Origin of the sequence: Streptomyces sp. NPDC059355, assembly GCF_042752335.1 — a bacterium.
Classification (GTDB): domain Bacteria; phylum Actinomycetota; class Actinomycetes; order Streptomycetales; family Streptomycetaceae; genus Streptomyces.
The window spans coordinates 57,124-75,000 of record NZ_JBHYXN010000028.1 but is presented as its reverse complement, the minus strand read 5'-3'; the positions used below and the strand labels follow the sequence as shown (position 1 = coordinate 75,000).

Sequence of the window (17,877 nt, the reverse complement as noted above, 5' to 3'; positions counted from 1 at the left end):
GACGCGCTTGCATACAGTGGCAGGTCTGACGGAAAACTCTGCATCGCGATCGAAGGGACCACATGCCCATGGGTCACACGGCCACAGCCCAGGCCGGCTCCGGCGGCCTGACAGCGACCGAGCACCGGCTGGCCAACGGCCTGCGCGTGGTGCTCTCCGAGGATCACCTGACCCCGGTCGCCGCGGTCTGCCTCTGGTACGACGTCGGCTCGCGCCACGAAGTCAAGGGACGGACCGGCCTGGCTCACCTCTTCGAGCACCTGATGTTCCAGGGCTCGGCGAGCGTACCCGGCAACGGGCACTTCGAGCTGGTCCAGGGGGCCGGCGGCTCGCTCAACGGCACCACCAGCTTCGAGCGCACCAACTACTTCGAGACCATGCCGGCCCACCAGCTGGAGCTCGCGCTCTGGCTGGAAGCCGACCGCATGGGCTCGCTGCTGGCCGCCCTGGACGACGAGTCCATGGAGAACCAGCGCGACGTCGTCAAGAACGAGCGCCGCCAGCGGTACGACAACGTCCCGTACGGCACGGCCTTCGAGAAGCTGACCGCCCTCGCCTACCCCGAGGGCCACCCGTACCACCACACTCCGATCGGCTCCATGGCCGACCTGGACGCGGCCTCCCTGGAGGACGCCCGCGCCTTCTTCCGCACGTACTACGCGCCCAACAATGCGGTGCTGTCGGTCGTCGGCGCCATCGACCCCGTACAGACGCTCGCCTGGGTCGAGAAGTACTTCGGCTCCATCCCCGGGCACGACGGCAAGCCGCCGCCGCGCGACGGCACGCTGCCCGAGATCATGGGCCGCCAGCTCCGCGAGGAGATCGTCGAAGAGGTTCCGGCCCGCGCGCTGATGGCCGCCTACCGGCTCCCGCACGACGGCACCCGCGAGTGCGACGCCGCCGACGTGGCGCTGACCGTCCTGGGCGGAGGCGAGTCCTCCCGGCTCCACAACCGCCTGGTACGCCGCGACCAGAGCGCCGTCGCGGCCGGCTTCGGCATGCTGCGGCTCGCCGGCGCGCCCTCGCTGGGCTGGCTGGACGTGAAGACCTCCAGCGGGGTCGAGGTGCCCGCCATCGAGGCGGCCGTCGACGAGGAGCTCGCGCGGTTCGCCGCCGAGGGCCCGACGGCCGAGGAGATGGAGCGCGCCCAGGCGCAGCTGGAGCGCGAGTGGCTGGACCGGCTGAGCACGGTGGCCGGGCGCGCCGACGAACTGTGCCGCTTCGCGGTGCTGTTCGGCGACCCGCAGCTGGCGCTCAGCGCGGTCGGGCGCGTCCTCGACATCACCGCCGAGGAGGTGCAGGCCGTGGCCGCGGCCCGACTGCGCCCCGACAACCGCGCGGTGCTGGTGTACGAGCCGCTCCCGGCGGAAGCCGGGGAAGCGGACGAGGCCGACGTGAACGACGAGAACGAAGGGGCGGAGCAGTGAGCGACACCGCAGCCGTCACGATGACCTTCCACCCGCAGCCCCAGGCCGGCGAGGCCCGGCCGTGGGCCTTCCCGGCCCCCGAGCGCGGCTCGCTGCCCAACGGCCTGACCGTGCTGCGCTGCCACCGCCCCGGGCAGCAGGTCGTCGCCGTCGAGGTGAACCTCGCCGCCCCGCTGGACGCCGAGCCCCAGGGCCTGGACGGCGTGGCGACCATCATGGCCCGCGCGCTGTCCGAGGGAACCGACAAGCACTCCGCCGAGGAGTTCGCGGCCGAGCTGGAGCGCTGCGGCGCCACGCTCGACGCGCACGCCGACCACCCGGGCCTGCGGGTCTCGCTGGAGGTCCCGGCCTCCCGCCTGCACAAGGCGCTCGGCCTGGTGGCCGAGGCGCTGCGCGCGCCCGCCTTCGCCGACGGCGAGGTCGACCGGCTGGTGCGCAACCGGCTCGACGAGATCCCGCACGAGCTGGCCAACCCGCAGCGCCGGGCCGCCAAGGAGCTCTCCCGGCAGCTCTTCCCGCCGACCCTGCGGATGTCCCGGCCGCGCCAGGGCACCGAGGAGACGGTCGCCCGGATCGACTCCGCGGCCGTACGCGCCTTCTACGAGGCCCACGTACGGCCCGCCACCGCCACCGCGGTGGTCGTCGGCGACCTGACCGGCATCGACCTGGACGCCGTCCTGGGGGACACCCTGGGCGCCTGGACCGGCAACTTCGCCGAGCCGCTCCCGGTCCCGCCGGTCACCGCCGACGACACCGGCCGCGTGGTCATCGTGGACCGGCCCGGCGCGGTCCAGACGCAGCTGCTCATCGGCCGGATCGGGCCGGACCGGCACGACCGGGTCTGGGCGGCGCAGGTGCTCGGCACGTACTGCCTGGGCGGCACCCTCACCTCGCGCCTGGACAAGGTGCTGCGCGAGGAGAAGGGCTACACGTACGGCGTGCGCGCCTTCGGCCAGGTGCTGCGCTCCACGGCCGACGGCAAGGGCGCCTCGATGCTCGCCATCAGCGGCTCGGTGGACACCCCCAACACCGGCCCGGCGCTCGACGACCTCTTGAAGGTGCTCCGCACCCTCGCGGAGGGCGGCCTGACCGACGCCGAACGGGACGTGGCGGTGCAGAACTTGGTGGGCGTGGCCCCGCTGAAGTTCGAGACGGCCGCGGCCGTCGCCGGCACGCTCGCCGACCAGGTCGAGCAGGAGCTCCCGGACGACTACCAGTCGCAGTTGTACGCGCAGCTGGCCCAGACGGGAACGGTGGAGGCGACTTCGGCGGTCCTGGCCGCCTTCCCGGTGGACCGCCTGGTCACGGTCCTGGTGGGGGACGCGGCACAGATCGAGGAGCCGGTTCGGGCGCTCGGTCTCGGTGAGGTCTCCGTCGTCACCAACTGACGGACATTTCAAGGGGCTCCGGCGGCTTGTCCGCCGGGGCCCCTTTTGTCTGTTTCGTGGAGAGGTTGCTCGTATGGGGTGTGGCGTATGCAACAAAAACGCGTGTGTGTTTGGCGATTGACTGATGATCCGCCTAGCGTCGGCCGTGCTGTCCGTCAGTTGTACCCGCCGCATCCGCGGCACCGGGCAGCGATCGCCGAGTCCCCGTCAGGCGCGAGCCTGGGGAGCCGGGGACCCACATGTGTCCCTGGGGTGAATCGGACCGCCTCGTCAGAGGGGGCCCGTAGGAGACCTTCCTGCTCCGAACCCGTCAGCTAACCCGGTAGGCGAGAAGGAAGGAAAGGATCAGCCCCTTCATGGCGTTTGGCAGTCGTGCCGCCGGTAAGCACCGTGGTTCCAGTCGTCTGAGCCGCAAGACCGCCGGTTACGCCGGCATAGCCGCCCTCGCCACCACCGGTGTCGTCGGCTCCCTCGCAGGCCCGGCGTTCGCCGCGTCGGACAAGGCCCCCTCCATGGAGGACACCGGCCTGAACGCCGTCGTGACGGCCGAGGACCTTCCGGGGCAGATCGAGGCCCAGGCCGATGCCCAGGAGCACGCGGCCGAGGCCGCGGCCCTCAAGGCGAAGGCGGAGGCCGACGCGAAGGCGCGCGCCGCCGAGGCCCGGCAGAAGGCCGAGGAGAAGGCGAAGGCCGAGCGCGAGGCCGCCGAGCGTGCCGCACGCGAGGAGGAGCGCAAGCGCCTCAACACCTTCGTCGCCCCCGTCGACGAGTCCTACATCAGCACCCAGTGGCACGCGGGCGGCGGCATGTGGTCCTCCGGCAGCCACACCGGCATCGACTTCCACGCGGCCTCGGGCACCACGGTGCACGCGGTCGGCCTCGGCACCGTGGTCGAGGCGGGCTGGGGCGGCGCGTACGGCAACAACGTCGTCATCAAGCACGCCGACGGCACGTACACGCAGTACGGCCACATGTCCTCGCTGAGCGTCTCCGTCGGCGACCAGGTCGCCGCCGGCCAGCAGATCGGCCTGTCGGGCTCCACCGGCAACTCCAGCGGCCCGCACCTGCACTTCGAGGCCCGTACCGGTGCCCAGTACGGCTCGGACATCGACCCGGTCGCGTACCTGCGCCAGCACGGCGTCAACGTCTGACCCGCAGCACTCCACCGAAGGCCCCGGCTCCCCGAGCCGGGGCCTTCGTGTTGGCCGTAAACCTCCGCTATTCACGCCCGCACTCGGAATTTATCGCGTAGTGCAATAGAGTCCCCGTACGATCGGGATACGGTCGCGGCAATGGCGTCGGCAGTCGGAAATAGGCGGAGGTCCGGACTTGCGTATTCCTGCGCACGCGGTATGCACGGCAATCCGCGAAGACATCGTCTCAGGGGTCTTCGAACCGGGTGCCCGGCTGACCGAGGAACTGCTGGCCCGCCGGTACGGCGTCTCCCGCGTCCCCGTCCGCGAGGCGCTGCGGACCCTGGAGTCCGAGGGCTTCGTCACCACCCGCCGGCACGCGGGCGCCTGCGTCGCCGAGCCCACCGAGCAGGAGGCGGCCGACCTCCTGGAGCTGCGGCTGCTGCTGGAGCCGCTGGCGGCGGCCCGCGCGGCCCGGCGGCGTACCGAGGGCCACCTCAAGGTGCTGCGCGGGCTGGTCAGGCTGGGCCAGGAGCGGGCCAGACGGGGCCAGGGGGAGGATCTGCGGTCCCTGGGCGGCTGGTTCCACGAGACCCTCGCACAGGCCTCCGGCAGCCCCGGGCTGATCGCGCTGCTCACGCAGATGCGGCACAAGGTCGCCTGGATGTACGCCGTGGAGGCGCCGGCCCGGCCCGTGGACTCCTGGGCGGAGCACGGCGCGATCGTGGACGCCGTCGCGCGCGGGGACGCCGAGCGGGCCCGGGCGCTGGCGGCGATGCATGCGGAGCGCGCGGCGGGGGCGCACCGGCTGCGGGTGAGGACTTCGCAACATGCCGTAAACATGTCGAGCGGCCCGCATTAACAAAAGGCGCGTATCAAAGAGTGAGAGCGTCTTGAGGAATAAAGGCGGCTTGAAAAGCAGGGGCGGCTCGACGGGCGGGGGCTGCGGTTGAATTCCCGCCGCATATCCGCTCGTCCTGTACGCGTGCGCTGAATTCCCGAATGCGGCGGAACGGAGAAGCCGCGGCCACCGGAATGCCGGTGGCCGCGGCTTCTTCGTGCACCCGGGGTGAACCCGAAGGGTCAGACGGTCTCGGGGAGCTCCTCGAGGCCCTCGGTGACCAGCTTCGCGAGGCGGTCCAGCGCCACCTCGGCGCCCTCGGCGTCGGACGCGAGGATGATCTCCTCGCCGCCCTGCGCACCCAGGCTCAGCACCGCGAGCATGGACGCGGCGTTGACGGGGTTCCCGTCGGCCTTCGCGATGGTCACCGGGACGCCGGAAGCGGTCGTCGCGCGGACGAAGATCGAGGCGGGACGAGCGTGCAGGCCCTCGGCCCAGCCGACGTTGACGCGGCGCTCTGCCATGGTGATGCCCTTCAGGTTCTTACGGTTGTCTAGACCAGTCTCTCACGACGCCCCTCATGCTCCGACCGACCTTCGGCCCGGATCCACCGCCGCTCGACCTACCCCAGCTTGCACTGGTTTGCCCATGCTTGCCGCGTGCGCCGCGCAGGAGCTATTCGGCCAGTCCTGGCCTTAAGATCGCCGCATGACCACCGCGTCGGACCCCTCGTACCCGGCCCACTGGGAAGCGGACGTCGTCCTGCGCGACGGCGGTACCGCCCGGATCAGGCCGATCACCACGGAGGACGCGGGCCGGCTGGTCAGCTTCTACGAGCAGGTCTCCGACGAGTCGAAGTACTACCGCTTCTTCGCGCCCTACCCCCGGCTCTCGGCCCGCGACGTGCACCGCTTCACCCACCACGACTACGTGGACCGGGTCGGCCTCGCGGCGACCGTCGGCGAGGAGTTCATCGGCACCGTCCGCTACGACCGGATCGGCCCCGACGGCCGGCCCGCCTCCGCCCCCGCCGACGAGGCCGAGGTCGCCTTCCTCGTCCAGGACGCCCACCAGGGCCGCGGGGTCGCCTCCGCGCTCCTCGAACACATCGGCGCGGTCGCCCGCGAGCGGGGCATCCGCAGGTTCGCGGCCGAGGTGCTGCCCGCCAACAACAAGATGATCAAGGTGTTCAAGGACGCCGGGTACGAGCAGAAGCGCAGCTTCGAGGACGGCTCCGTCCACCTCACCCTCGACCTCGAACCCACCGCCGAGTCCCTGGCCGTCCAGCGCGCCCGCGAGCAGCGCGCCGAGGCCCGCTCCGTGCAGAGGCTGTTGACCCCCCGCTCCGTGGCTGTCATCGGAGTCAGCCGCTCCGGCGGTGGCGTCGGAGCGGCGGCCCTGCGCAACCTGCGCGACAGCGGCTTCCGCGGCCACCTCTACGCCGTGAACGAGGCCGCCACCACCGATCTGCTGGACGGCGTACGGGCCTACCGCACGCTCGCCGCCGTCGACGCCCCCGTCGACCTCGCGGTGATCGCGGTCCCCGCCGAGCGGGTCCCCGAGGCCGTGGCCGCCTGCGGCGAACACGGGGTGCAGGGGCTCGTGGTGCTGTCCGCCGGGTACGGGGAGAGCGGTGCCGCCGGGCTCGACCGGCAGCGCGAACTGGTGCGCCAGGTGCGCTCGTACGGGATGCGGCTGATCGGGCCGAACGCGTACGGCGTGATCAACACCGCCCCCGAGGTCGGGCTCAACGCCTCCCTGACCCCGGCGCCCGCGCCGATCCGGGGCCGCATCGGGCTGTTCACCCAGTCCGGGGCGATCGGCATCTCGCTGCTCTCCGCTCTGCTGCGGCGGGGCGAGGGGCTCTCGTCCTTCGTCTCGGCGGGCAACCGGGCGGACGTATCCGGCAACGACATCCTCCAGTACTGGTACGAGGACGAGGCCACCGACGTCGCGCTCATGTACCTCGAAACCCTCGGCAACCCGCGGAAGTTCACCCGGCTCGCGCGGCGGACGGCGGCCGTGAAGCCGGTGGTCGTCGCTCGGGGCGGCCGCCACACCCCGGCGGGGCACGTGGTCCCCGGGACCAGGCTGCCGGACGCCACCGTCTCGGCCCTGCTGCGGCAGGCGGGGGTGATCCGGGTCGGCACGGTGACGGAGCTGGTGGACGTGGGGCTGCTGCTGGCCTCGCAGCCGCTGCCGGCCGGACCGCGCGTGGCGATCCTCGGGAACTCGGAGTCGCTCGGAGTCCTCACGTACGACGCCTGCCTCGCGCAGGGGCTGCGGCCCGGGGCCCCGCGGGACCTGACGACGGCGGCGACCCCTGAGGACTTCCGGACGGCGCTGCGCGCGGCGCTGGGCTCCGCCGAGAACGACGCGGTGATCGTCACCGTGATCCCCTGGGTGAACGAGCAGGATCCGCAGGACGACCTGGCCGACGCCCTGCGGGACGCGGTGGCCGCGTACCCCGGCAAACCGGTCGCGGTGGTCCACGTGGAACTGGCCGAGCTGGTCGACGCCCTGTCCCCGGCCGGGCCGGGCACGGCGCCCGCAGCGCCCACGACGGGGCCGCTGCGCGCGCGCCCCCGCCCCACGGACGAGGACGAAGGCGGGTACGCCGGACCGGACGTGCGGATCCCGGCGTACCCCGCCGCCGAGCGGGCCGTACGGGCCGTCGCCGAGGCCGTCCGGTACGGCCAGTGGCGGCGGGCCAACGCCGACGCCGGCCAGGTCCCCGAGTACGAGGACATCGACGAGGCCGGCGCCGCCGCCCGGCTCGCCGCCCTCCTGGCCGGCGTGGGCGACGGCGTGCTCACCCTCTCGGAACCCGACGCGGCCGCACTGCTCGCCCACTACGGGATCCGGGTGCTCCCCACCCTGCCCGCGCCCACCGCCGACGCCGCCGTCCGGGCCGCCCGGAGCATGGGCTATCCCGTCGCCCTCAAGACCACCGCCCCGCACCTGCGCCACCGTGCGGACCTCGGCGGCGTACGCCTCGACCTCGCGACCGAGGCCGACCTGCGCCGCTCGTACGAGGAGCTCACCGACCTCCTCGGGACCCCCGACGAGCTGCTCCCCGTGGTCCAGGCCATGGTGCCCCGCGGGGTCGACACCGTCGTGCGGTCCGTCATCGACCCCGCCGCCGGCGCCGTCCTCTCCTTCGGGCTCGCGGGCGTCGCCTCCGAGCTGCTCGGCGACACCGCCCACCGCCTCGTCCCCGCCACCGACCGGGACGCCGCCGGCCTGATCCGGTCCATCCGGACCGCACCCCTCCTCTTCGGCTGGCGCGGCAGCGACCCCGTCGACACCGCCGCCCTCGAAGAGCTCCTGCTGCGGCTGTCCCGGCTCGTCGACGACCACCCCGAAGTGGTGGGCGTCACGCTCGAACCCGTCGTCGTCGCCACCGAGGGCCTCTCCGTGCTCAGCGCCGCCGTCCGCGTGGCCCACCCGCCCGCCCGCACCGATCTCGGCCCCCGGACACTGCCGAGCTACTGACCGGGCCGTTAGTCCAGCACCTTGGGCGCCCTGGGCGCCCCGTACGGGCCTTAGGATGGGCCTCATGGCGAAATCCGGTACGACGACCCAGGGGCTGCGCACGGCGATCGAGCGCAGCGGCTACTACCCGGCCCTCGTGGCCGAGGCCGTGGAGGCCGCGGTGGGCGGCGAGCCGATCTCGTCGTACCTGGTCCACCAGGAGACGACCTTCGACTCCAACGAGGTGCGCCGGCACGTCACCGTCCTGGTCCTGACCGGTAACCGCTTCATCGTGAGCCACACCGACGAGCAGGCCGCCGACGCCGGGTCCCCGTCCCCGTACGCGACCACCTCCACCGAGTCGGTCAAGATCGGTGCGATCTCCTCCGTGGTGCTCAGCCGCGTCGTCGCCAACCCCGAGTCGTACACCCCCGGCACCCTGCCCCGCGAGGTCGTCCTGACCATCGGCTGGGGCGCGGTCTCCCGGATCGACCTGGAGCCCGCCGCCTGCGGCGACCCGAACTGCGACTCCGACCACGGCTACACCGGCAACTCCACCGCCGACGACCTCAGCCTGCGCGTCAGCGAGGCCGGCGACGGCCCGGAGGCGGTCCGCCAGACCCTCGTCTTCGCGCAGGCGCTCAGTGAAGCAACTGCGGCGACATCCGGACCCGCCCGCTGATGTCCTACTCCGCACCATCGAACTGGGACGAGCCGGAGCTGCTGGACCTCACCGGCGCCCCCGTCCCGGAGTACGGAACCGGCTCGCTCGCCGACCTGCTGCCGACGCTCGTGGCCGGCCAGGGCGTCCCGGGGTTCACCGCCGCGATCCCCGAGCTCACCCCGGCCGACCGGAACTGCGTGTTCCTGGTCGACGGCATGGGCTGGGAGCAGATCAAGGCCCACCCTGACGAGGCCCCGTACCTGACCTCCCTCCTCGGCAGCTCGCGCGGCGGCACCGGCCGCCCGATCACCGCGGGCTTCCCGGCGACCACCGCCACCTCGCTGGCCTCCGTCGGCACCGGTCTGCCGCCCGCCCGGCACGGCCTGCCCGGCTACGCCGTGCGCAACCCGGCCACGGGCGAGCTGATGAACCAGCTCCGCTGGTACCCCTGGACCCCGCCGAAGCCCTGGCAGCCGTACCCGACGGTGTTCCAGCAGGCCGACAAGGCGGGGGTGGCGACGGCGCAGGTGTCCTCGCCCGCCTTCCAGACCACCCCGCTCACCAAGATCGCGCTGAGTGGCGGCACCTTCCTCGGCCGGATGACCGGCGAGGAGCGGATGGACCTCGCGGCCGAGCGCCTCGCGGCCGGCGACCGCTCGCTGGTGTACACGTACTACAGCGAGCTCGACGGGGCCGGCCACCGGCACGGCGTGAACTCCGACGCCTGGCGCGGCCAGCTGATGTACGTCGACCGGCTGGTGCAGCGGCTCGCCGAACAACTCCCGCCGCGCACCGCGCTGTACGTGACCGCCGACCACGGCATGGTGGACATCCCCTTCGACGAGGACTCCCGGATCGACTTCGACGAGGACTGGGAGCTGGGCGCGGGTGTGGCCCTGCTCGGCGGCGAGGGCCGGGCCCGGCACGTGTACGCCGTCCCGGGCGCCGAGGCCGACGTGCTGACCGTGTGGCGTGAGGTGCTGGGCGACCGGTTCTGGATCGCGAGCCGCGAAGAGGCCCTGGAACTGGGCTGGTTCGGGGCGCCGGGGGAGTGCGACGAGCGCGTGCTCGGCAGGATCGGGGACGTGGTCGCCGCCGCGTACGCCGATGCCGCGATCACCGCGTCCGTGAAGGAGCCCAACGAATCGGCGCTCGCCGGGATGCACGGCTCCATGACCGCGGCCGAGCAGCTGGTCCCGCTGCTCGAAATCCGCACCTGACCGCCCGCTCCGCCGTCGTCCGCCCCCCGCTCCGCACCTCCCCCCCCCACGACCCGAAAGGTCCCGTTCCCGCCATGCCCGAACTGGTGTTTTTCTCCGGCACGATGGACTGCGGGAAGAGTACGTTGGCGCTCCAGATCGGCCACAACCGGTCGGCGAGGGGCCTGCAGGGCGTGATCTTCACCCGTGACGACCGTGCGGGCGAGGGCAAGCTCTCCTCGCGCCTCGGCCTGGTGACCGAGGCGGTCGAGGCCCGGCCGGGCATGGACCTGTACGGGTACCTGGTGGGCCAGATGTCGAAGGGCGCCAAGGTCGACTACGTCATCGTGGACGAGGCGCAGTTCCTCGCCCCCGACCAGATCGACCAGCTGGCGCGCGTCGTCGACGACCTGGACCTGGACGTCTTCGCCTTCGGCATCACCACGGACTTCCGCACCAAGCTCTTCCCCGGCTCCCAGCGCCTGATCGAGCTGGCGGACCGGATCGAGACCCTCCAGGTGGAGGCGATGTGCTGGTGCGGGGCGCGCGCCACGCACAACGCCCGCACGGTGGGCGGGGAGATGGTCGTGGAGGGCGAGCAGGTCGTCGTCGGCGACGTCAACCGGTCGTCGGAGGAGGTCGGTTACGAGGTGCTGTGCCGCCGCCACCACCGCCGCCGCATGACGAGCGCTGCGGCCCACGCCGCCGCCCTCTCCCCGGACGTCCTCCCGGTCAACCCCGCCTGAGCACGCCGGCGGTCAGCGGCCGTTCGCGGGGCGGGGCTCGACGAGGGTGAAGACCGCGCCCTCCGGGTCGGTGACCGTCGACACCCGGCCCGTCAGCCCCTCGTGGGGCGGCTGGACGACGCGCCCGCCGAGGAGGTGGACCCGGGCCGCGGCCGTGTCCACGTCCTCGACCTCGAAGTACGTCATCCAGTGCGGGCCCCGGTCGTGGGGGAGCGAGCGCCCGACCCCGTGCACGGCGGCGACCGGGTGTCCGTCCAGCAGCAGCGTCACGTAGTCGAAGTCGGAGGTGGCGGTGGCGTGTGTCTCGGCCTCGTGGCCGAAGACGTGCTCGTAGAACTTGCCGACGGTCGAGGTGTCCTGCGTGACCAGCTCGGCCCAGACCGGGGTCCCGGGGACACCCGACAGCCGGGTTCCGATGTGCTCCTCGGCCTGCCAGATCCCGAAGATCGCCCCCAGCGGGTCCGAGCAGATCGCCACGCGCCCCTCGCCGCCCGCGTCCAGCGGGCCCACCGCGACCGTGCCGCCGCAGGCGCGGATCGTCTCGGCCGTCGAGTCCGCGTCGTCGGTGGCGAAGTACGTGGTCCAGGCGACCGGGAGATGCCGGTCCGGCGGCATCTCGCCGATGCCGGCCACCTCCTGGCCGTCGAGCAGGGCGTGGACGTACGGGCCGAAGGGCTGGGGGCCGGGCTCGTACTCCCAGCGGAACAGGTCGGTGTAGAAGGCCTCGGTGGTCCCGAGGCCGTGCACCATCAGACTCGACCAGCACGGCGTGCCGGGCGTGCGCCGCGTTTCTTCCGGTTCCTCGGTCATGTCAGCCGTCTCCTCCGTCGTCGCTCATCCCGGACCAGATGCTTCCACTACGGCGGGTCCGGCGCGCCTCGACCGGCCGGGTTTCGCCGACGCGGGGAGAGATGACCGAATCGATGCGGCCTGTCGATGTCGGGCTTGTTACACGGGCCGTGGAGCGGGGAGGAAGATGGGCCGCATGACTGCGAACTCTGCGCCCCCCGTGATCGTTTCCGCTGTCGAACTGATGGACGAGCTGGCCGGTTCCCGGCCGCCGGCGCTGCTCGACGTCCGCTGGCAGCTGGGCGGTCCGAACCTGCGCTCCGCGTACGAGGCGGGCCACCTGCCCGGGGCGGCGTACGTGGACCTCGACCGCGAACTGGCAGGTCCGCCGGGAGCCGGCGGGCGCCACCCGCTGCCGCAGCCGAAGGAGTTCGGCGCGGCGATGCGCCGCGCCGGGGTGTCGGCGGACGCGCCGGTGGTCGTGTACGACGGGGGTCTGGGCTGGGCCGCCGCACGGGCGTGGTGGCTGTTGCGCTGGACGGGTCACACGGACGTACGGGTGCTGGACGGCGGGCTGGTCGCGTGGACGGCGGCGGGCGGTCCGGTGACAGCGGATGCCGTCACCGTTACGGAGGGCGATTTCAAGCCAAACCCGGGGGCGCTGGGGCTGCTGGACGCGGACGCCGCGGCGTCGCTCGCGCGCAGCGGGGTCCTGCTGGACGCGCGGGCGGGGGAGCGGTACCGGGGAGAGGTCGAGCCGATCGACCCGGTGGGCGGGCACATCCCGGGTGCGGTGTCGGCGCCGACGACGGAGAACGTGGACGCGGACGGGAAGTTCCTCGCGGCGGAGGCGCTGGAGGCGCGGTTCGCCGGGCTGGGTGCTTCGGGCGGGGCGCCGGTCGGCGTGTACTGCGGTTCGGGGGTCTCGGGGGCGCACGAGGTGCTGGCGCTCGCGGTGGCGGGGATTCCGGCCGCGCTGTACGCGGGCAGCTGGTCGCAGTGGTCCGCGGACCCGGCCCGGCCCGTGGCCACGGGCCCGGACCCGCAGTAGCGGGGCCGCGCCCGGGCCGGATCCCCGGCCCGGGCGGGCGGCGCCGCCCGGGCTACTCCTGTTTCTTGCGGCGGGTGCCGAAGACGATCTCGTCCCAGCTCGGGACCGCCGCGCGGCGGCCCGGGCGGACGCCGTCGGCCTCCGCCTGCCGGTCCGTGGTGCCCGTCAGCCGGTCGCGGTGGCCCGCGACCGTGCGCGGCATCAGGACGTCCGCGTAGGCGGAGCCGGCACCGGCGCTCGCCGAGGCCGCCGGGGGCTCCTCCACCTCGGGCTCCTCCTCCGCCGGGGGTTCGGGGCGTTCCGGGACCACCAGGTCGCCGCGGAAGCTCGGCACGGCCTCCAGCAGGCTCGTCAGGGTGTCCCGTTCCTCCTCGGGCTCGGGCGCCGGAGCCGTGTTGCCGGGGGCTCGCTCCAACTGCCGGTCCAGGGCGCGGTCCAGCGGCCGGTCCCTGGGCAGCCGCGCGATCCTCGGCACGAAGGGGAAGCTCGGCTCCGGCGTCGCCGGCAGGTCGTCGGCCTCGCCGATCAGCGAGCGGGCCTCGTCGTCCACGGCGACGACCAGCCGGCGCGGCGGGTCGTACGTCCAGCTCGCCGAGTGCGGTTCGCCCACGACCCGGTAGACCAGCAGGACCTCCCACGTGCCGTCGTCACGGCGCCAGGAGTCCCACTGCACGGACTCCTTCTCGGCGCCGCGCAGCGTGAGCCGCTCCTGCACGGCCTCGCCGAGCTGGGGTCCGGTGTTCTCCCCGGGGCGGCGCACGGGCGTCTTGCGGGCCCGCTCCGCCATGAACGCCCGCTCGGCCAGCACCGGGCCCTCGAAGCGGCGTACGCGGTCGACGGGGATGCCGGCGAGTTGAGCGACCTCCTCGGCGGAGGCACCGGCTCGTATGCGGGCCTGGATGTCACGGGGGCGGAGGTGGCTCTCCACCTCGATCTCGATCTGGTTCAGGCGCGCGCGGTCGTTGCGCACGGCAGCCCGCAGCCGCTCGTCGATCGGAAGCGTGTACTCCGTGCTGTCCGCAGCCTTGAGCACCAGTCGTGTGCCGTCATTTGAGACGGCCACGACACGCAGTTCGGGCATGGGGACCTCCCGGGTGGTGCCTGCCGACGTCACGTGCGTCGCTGCTTCCGCTAGTCGAGTGTGGCCTGCCCGGGTGCAGCCTGCCACAACCTTGCCGAGTTCAACCGGCGTGTCGGGCATGCGCCCTTGATCGCCGTTATGGCACGGTTACCTGTTGGGCACGCACAGTGACCGAACGGTTACTGTGCGCATCAGGAATGCGTGCAATGCCGCGGCATCACCGGTCTCGAGTGCCGTTTCTCCATCGGTCGGCCCCCTCTCCCGAGTCCGGACATCCGTAAGGAAGGACGGCCCCAGGGCTCGCCATAGTACTCCATTCGGGCCACCTGGGTGGACCGCCGCGCCGCCGAACTTGTCGCGGGCGGCGGGAGTTGGGCTGCCCTGAATCGGGCGGGACCTGCGCCCGCACCCGAATCCGCGTGTCCTGCTTCACAGAATCACCAGAAACGGAACTATCCGTTTCGCTCAGCTGTCAGTAACTGCTGAGAGCGGTGAAGCGCGAAACGTCGCGAGAGGCAGAACACGCAGGGGATGAGGATGGGTCAGAAGGCCACGCCCGAGATCGGACCGGGGTCCTGGACGGACGGGACGGACGGACCGGACGGCGCGGACAACGCGGGCGGCGCGGGCGGCGCGGACGGCGCCGAGAAGAAGAAGCTCGATCTGAGCGTGGCCCAGATCGCGGGCTCTTCCCTCGCCACCGTCGCCGCGGCCCTGCTCGCCTCGAAGCTCGGCGTCTACGGGACCATCCTCGGCGCCGGCGTCGTCAGCGTGGTCGCCACCGCGGGCGGCCCCGTCATCCAGCACCTCTTCAACCGCACCGGCGACCAGCTCCGCGAGAGCGCCCGCCCCAGGGCCCGTCAGGTCCCGCTGCCCGGCGGGGAGAAGGCGCCCGACGGCACCCTGCTGCTCCGTACGGCGGCGCCTTCCGGGGAGTTCGGCGCGGCCACCGTGCACGGCACCCGCGTACGGGGCTGGAAGCGGACGGCGGTGGCCTCGGGCGCGGCCTTCGCCATCGCGCTCGGCGGCCTCGGGGCGTACGAGGCCTTCTCCGGCACCGCGATCAGCCAGGGCGGCGGAACCATCTGGTCCGGCGGCACGCGCAAGGCGGGCGACGAGCGGCCCGCCGACCCCGGCAAGGAGCCCGGCACCGGCGGGAAGGGCGGGGCGAGCCCGGGGTCCGGGACCTCCCCGAGCCCTTCGGCTCCGCACGGCGGCCGGGACCGGAGCCCGAGTCCGAGCCCCGACCCGTCGTCCCCGGACCCCTCCGGTTCCCCCGACTCCGGTGGCCCGGCGCCCAGTCCGAGCCCGCCGACGCCGGGCCCGAAGCCCACGCCCACCCCGACTCCGACGCCCACACCCACGCCGGCCCCGGGCGGCAAGGGGCAACAGGACGCCCCCTGAGCCGGGTTACCCGCCCAGGACCCGGCGCAGGTAGTCGTTGCCGAACAGCCGGTCCGGGTCGAGCCGGTCCCGCAGTGCGGTGAACTCGCCGAAGCGGGGGTAGACGCCGGCGAAGTACTCCGCGTCCCGCGTGTGGACCTTGCCCCAGTGCGGCCGCCCGCCGTGCGCGGTGAAGATCCGCTCGGCGGCCGTGAAGTAGGCCTGGTACGGCGTGCCCTTGTACATGTGCACCGCGATGTACGCGGTCTCCCGCCCGGAGGCCGTCGACAGCGCGATGTCGTCGGCGGGAGCCGTCCGGACCTCCACCGGGAAGCTGATGCGCAGCCCGGAGCGGTCGACCATCGACCTGAGCTCGCGCAGCGCCTCGACCACCTGCTCGCGCGGGAGTGCGTACTCCATCTCCACGAACCGCACCCGGCGCGGGCTGGTGAACACCTTGTACGGGATGTCCGTGTAGGTGCGCGCCGACAGGGCGCGGCTGGCGATCCGGGCGATGGAGGGGATGGTCGCCGGGACCGCGCGGCCGAGGGAGTTGACGGCCTGGAAGACGCCGTTGGACAGCAGCTCGTCCTCGATCCAGGCGCTCACCGCTCCGGGCGGGGCGGCGGGACCCTGGCTGCGGTTGTTGCGCTTGGTGTTGCAGTTGCCGGTATGCGGGAACCAGTAGAACTCGAAGTGCTCGTTCTCCGCGAAGTGCTGCTCGAACTCGGCGGTCACCCGGTCGAAGCCCATGGGCTCCTCGCGCGCGGTCAGGAAGAAGACCGGCTCCACGGCGAAGGTGATCGCGGTGACGATGCCGAGGGCGCCGATGCCGATCCGGGCGGCCGCGAAGACCTCGCGTTCCTCGTCGTCTCCCTTCTCCGAGCAGTTCAGCAGCCGCCCGTCCGCCGTGACCAGCTCCAGGCCGCGGATCTGGGCGGCGATGGAGGCCGAGTCCCGGCCGGTGCCGTGGGTTCCGGTGCTGGTGGCTCCGGAGACCGTCTGCTCCATGATGTCGCCCATGTTGGTGAGCGAGAGGCCCTCCCGGGCCAGGGCCACGTTCAGGTCCTTGAGCGCCGTTCCCGCCCCCACCGTCACGGTCCCGGCGGTCCGGTCGATCTCCCGGATCCCGGCCAGCGCCTGCGGACGTACGAGCACCCCGTCGGTCGCGGCCGCCGCGGTGAAGGAGTGGCCGGTGCCGACCGCCTTCACCTTCAGTCCGTCCTCGGCGGCCCGGCGCACCGCCTCCTGAAGCTCCCCGACCGAGGCCGGGGTCACCACCCGGGTGGGCGTGGCCGTGACGTTGCCCGCCCAGTTACGCCACGCGGTCGCCGTGCTGTCGTGCCCTGCTGTCGCCGTCCCCATCGGTTGCTGGCTCCTCCCCTTGCGCCGGCCTCGTCAGCCGGCGGTATCCCGCGAACGCAACCGCCGCCGCGGCCACTCCCGACGAGATGGAGACGACGTACCCGCTGCGCGCCCCGGAGGCGTCGATGACCAGTCCGGTCACCGACGAGCCGACCGCGACGCCGACCGCGAGGCCGGTGCTGATCCAGGTCATGCCCTCGGTCAGCTTCGCGCGTGGTACGTGCGCCTCGATAAGGGCCATCGTGGTGATCATCGTGGGAGCGATGGCGAGGCCCGAGACGAAGAGCGCCACGGCCAGAAACGGAAGGTTCCCGGCCAGTAGGAGGGGGATCATACTCACGGCCATCGCACATACGCCCAGTACCCAACGGCGTTCGCTCTTGCCCTTGAGGTGGAGCAGGCCGAAGACGACGCCCGCCAGACAGGATCCGAACGCCCAGATGGCCAGGACGAAGCTGGCGGCGGACTTGTGGCCCTGCTCCTCGGCGAAGGCCAGCGTGGACACGTCGATGGAACCGAAGATCGCGCCGGTCGCCACGAACGTCGCGGTCAGGACCTGGAGTCCGGGGGAGCGCAGGGCCGACGTGCGGTCCCCGTGCTCCTCGCGCGGGTGCGGCTCGGGCTCGGTGGAGCGCTGCGCGGTGAGCAGCCAGACCCCGACGAGCAGGCAGAGTGCGGCGATCAGCGGACCGGCCTCGGGGAACCAGGTGGTGGACAGGCCGATGGCGATGATCGGGCCGAAGATGAAGCAGACCTCGTCCACGACGGACTCGAAGGAGTACGCGGTGTGCAGTTCGCGCGGGGAGTCCCGGTAGATCACGGTCCACCGGGCGCGGACCATCGAGCCGACGCTCGGGACGCAGCCGGCGACGGCCGCGCAGACGAACAGGGTCCAGTCCGGCCACCCGTTGGCGGCGGACGCCAGCAGGACGGCGACCGAGGCCACGCAGATGAGGGTGGCGGGACGGAGCACCCGCCGCTGCCCGTACTGGTCCACCAGGCGGGACACCTGGGGGCCGATGAACGCGGCGGCCAGGGCGAGGGTGCCGGTGAGGGCGCTCGCCATCGCGTAGCGGCCGGTGATCTCGGAGATCATCGTCAGGATGCCGACGCCGACCATGGATATGGGCAGGCGGCCTATGAGGCCTGCGGCGCTGAACCCCACAGTGCCGGGGGCCGCGAATATCGCGCGGTAGGGACTGGGCAAGGTGCCCTCCGTAAGGGACGTCATTGGCCCATACAGGTTACGACCGCCGGCAAGGCACCCGCACGGGGAGAATCCGGACCGGGGCCCGGCATGGAAACTTAGGGTTACCTTACCCAGGCTGTGGGTGGG

Annotated in this window: 15 protein-coding genes and 1 riboswitch; of the genes, 10 read left to right on the top strand and 5 right to left on the bottom strand. The window is 72.8% G+C overall.

Going from position 1 to position 17,877, the window contains the following annotated elements:
* Positions 1-68: 68 nt before the first annotated feature.
* The 4 genes from ACFXGI_RS25130 (at position 69) to ACFXGI_RS25115 (ending at position 4,810) form a co-directional block, all read left to right on the top strand.
* Positions 69-1,427, top strand: a complete 1,359-nt coding sequence (locus ACFXGI_RS25130) for a M16 family metallopeptidase (protein ID WP_384710703.1) — start codon at positions 69-71, stop codon at positions 1,425-1,427.
* A 20-nt stretch (positions 1,428-1,447) separates the two neighbouring features.
* Positions 1,448-2,815: a M16 family metallopeptidase gene (locus tag ACFXGI_RS25125; protein ID WP_384710775.1), complete on the top strand. Its 1,368-nt coding sequence runs from the start codon at positions 1,448-1,450 to the stop codon at positions 2,813-2,815.
* 184 nt (positions 2,816-2,999) lie between these two features.
* Positions 3,000-3,159: riboswitch (cyclic di-AMP (ydaO/yuaA leader) on the top strand.
* Between the two features lie 12 nt (positions 3,160-3,171).
* A complete protein-coding gene (locus tag ACFXGI_RS25120; RefSeq protein WP_351776800.1) occupies positions 3,172-3,966 on the top strand; it encodes a M23 family metallopeptidase in 795 nt (264 codons plus the stop codon).
* Positions 3,967-4,144: 178 nt separating this feature from the next.
* Complete coding sequence (locus tag ACFXGI_RS25115) at positions 4,145-4,810, top strand: GntR family transcriptional regulator (RefSeq protein WP_384710699.1); 666 nt, start codon at positions 4,145-4,147, stop codon at positions 4,808-4,810.
* Positions 4,811-5,031: 221 nt separating this feature from the next.
* Here ACFXGI_RS25115 and ACFXGI_RS25110 read toward each other — a convergent pair whose 3' ends face one another.
* On the bottom strand, positions 5,032-5,313 hold the full coding sequence (locus ACFXGI_RS25110) for an HPr family phosphocarrier protein (protein WP_384710696.1): 282 nt from the start codon (positions 5,311-5,313) through the stop codon (positions 5,032-5,034).
* Between the two features lie 184 nt (positions 5,314-5,497).
* Between ACFXGI_RS25110 and ACFXGI_RS25105 the strand changes: the two genes are divergently transcribed.
* From ACFXGI_RS25105 to ACFXGI_RS25090, 4 genes are all read left to right on the top strand, one after another.
* Positions 5,498-8,284: a GNAT family N-acetyltransferase gene (locus tag ACFXGI_RS25105; RefSeq protein WP_384710693.1), complete on the top strand. Its 2,787-nt coding sequence runs from the start codon at positions 5,498-5,500 to the stop codon at positions 8,282-8,284.
* Positions 8,285-8,348: 64 nt separating this feature from the next.
* Entirely contained in the window at positions 8,349-8,945 is a 597-nt protein-coding gene (locus tag ACFXGI_RS25100) for a DUF5998 family protein (protein ID WP_030859534.1), read from the top strand.
* On the top strand, positions 8,945-10,147 hold the full coding sequence (locus ACFXGI_RS25095) for an alkaline phosphatase family protein (RefSeq protein WP_384710689.1): 1,203 nt from the start codon (positions 8,945-8,947) through the stop codon (positions 10,145-10,147). The genes ACFXGI_RS25100 and ACFXGI_RS25095 overlap by 1 nt, the downstream gene beginning before the upstream one ends.
* A gap of 74 nt (positions 10,148-10,221) precedes the next feature.
* Positions 10,222-10,872: a thymidine kinase gene (locus ACFXGI_RS25090; protein ID WP_229336104.1), complete on the top strand. Its 651-nt coding sequence runs from the start codon at positions 10,222-10,224 to the stop codon at positions 10,870-10,872.
* 12 nt (positions 10,873-10,884) lie between these two features.
* Here ACFXGI_RS25090 and ACFXGI_RS25085 read toward each other — a convergent pair whose 3' ends face one another.
* Entirely contained in the window at positions 10,885-11,682 is a 798-nt protein-coding gene (locus ACFXGI_RS25085) for a VOC family protein (RefSeq protein WP_384710685.1), read from the bottom strand.
* A gap of 175 nt (positions 11,683-11,857) precedes the next feature.
* On the opposite strand from ACFXGI_RS25085, the gene ACFXGI_RS25080 reads away from it, so the two are divergent.
* Positions 11,858-12,712, top strand: a complete 855-nt coding sequence (locus ACFXGI_RS25080; protein ID WP_384710682.1) for a sulfurtransferase — start codon at positions 11,858-11,860, stop codon at positions 12,710-12,712.
* 52 nt (positions 12,713-12,764) lie between these two features.
* Here ACFXGI_RS25080 and sepH read toward each other — a convergent pair whose 3' ends face one another.
* A complete protein-coding gene (gene sepH / locus ACFXGI_RS25075) occupies positions 12,765-13,793 on the bottom strand; it encodes a septation protein SepH (protein ID WP_384710679.1) in 1,029 nt (342 codons plus the stop codon).
* 537 nt (positions 13,794-14,330) lie between these two features.
* Between sepH and ACFXGI_RS25070 the strand changes: the two genes are divergently transcribed.
* Positions 14,331-15,197: a hypothetical protein gene (locus tag ACFXGI_RS25070; RefSeq protein WP_384710676.1), complete on the top strand. Its 867-nt coding sequence runs from the start codon at positions 14,331-14,333 to the stop codon at positions 15,195-15,197.
* 6 nt (positions 15,198-15,203) lie between these two features.
* Here ACFXGI_RS25070 and ACFXGI_RS25065 read toward each other — a convergent pair whose 3' ends face one another.
* Both ACFXGI_RS25065 and ACFXGI_RS25060 read right to left on the bottom strand, forming a co-directional pair.
* The gene (locus ACFXGI_RS25065) at positions 15,204-16,541 is read right to left on the bottom strand and encodes a D-arabinono-1,4-lactone oxidase (RefSeq protein ID WP_384710674.1); all 1,338 of its coding nucleotides are present in this window, start codon (positions 16,539-16,541) and stop codon (positions 15,204-15,206) included.
* On the bottom strand, positions 16,492-17,748 hold the full coding sequence (locus ACFXGI_RS25060; RefSeq protein ID WP_384710671.1) for an MFS transporter: 1,257 nt from the start codon (positions 17,746-17,748) through the stop codon (positions 16,492-16,494). The genes ACFXGI_RS25065 and ACFXGI_RS25060 overlap by 50 nt, the downstream gene beginning before the upstream one ends.
* Positions 17,749-17,877: the final 129 nt, after the last annotated feature.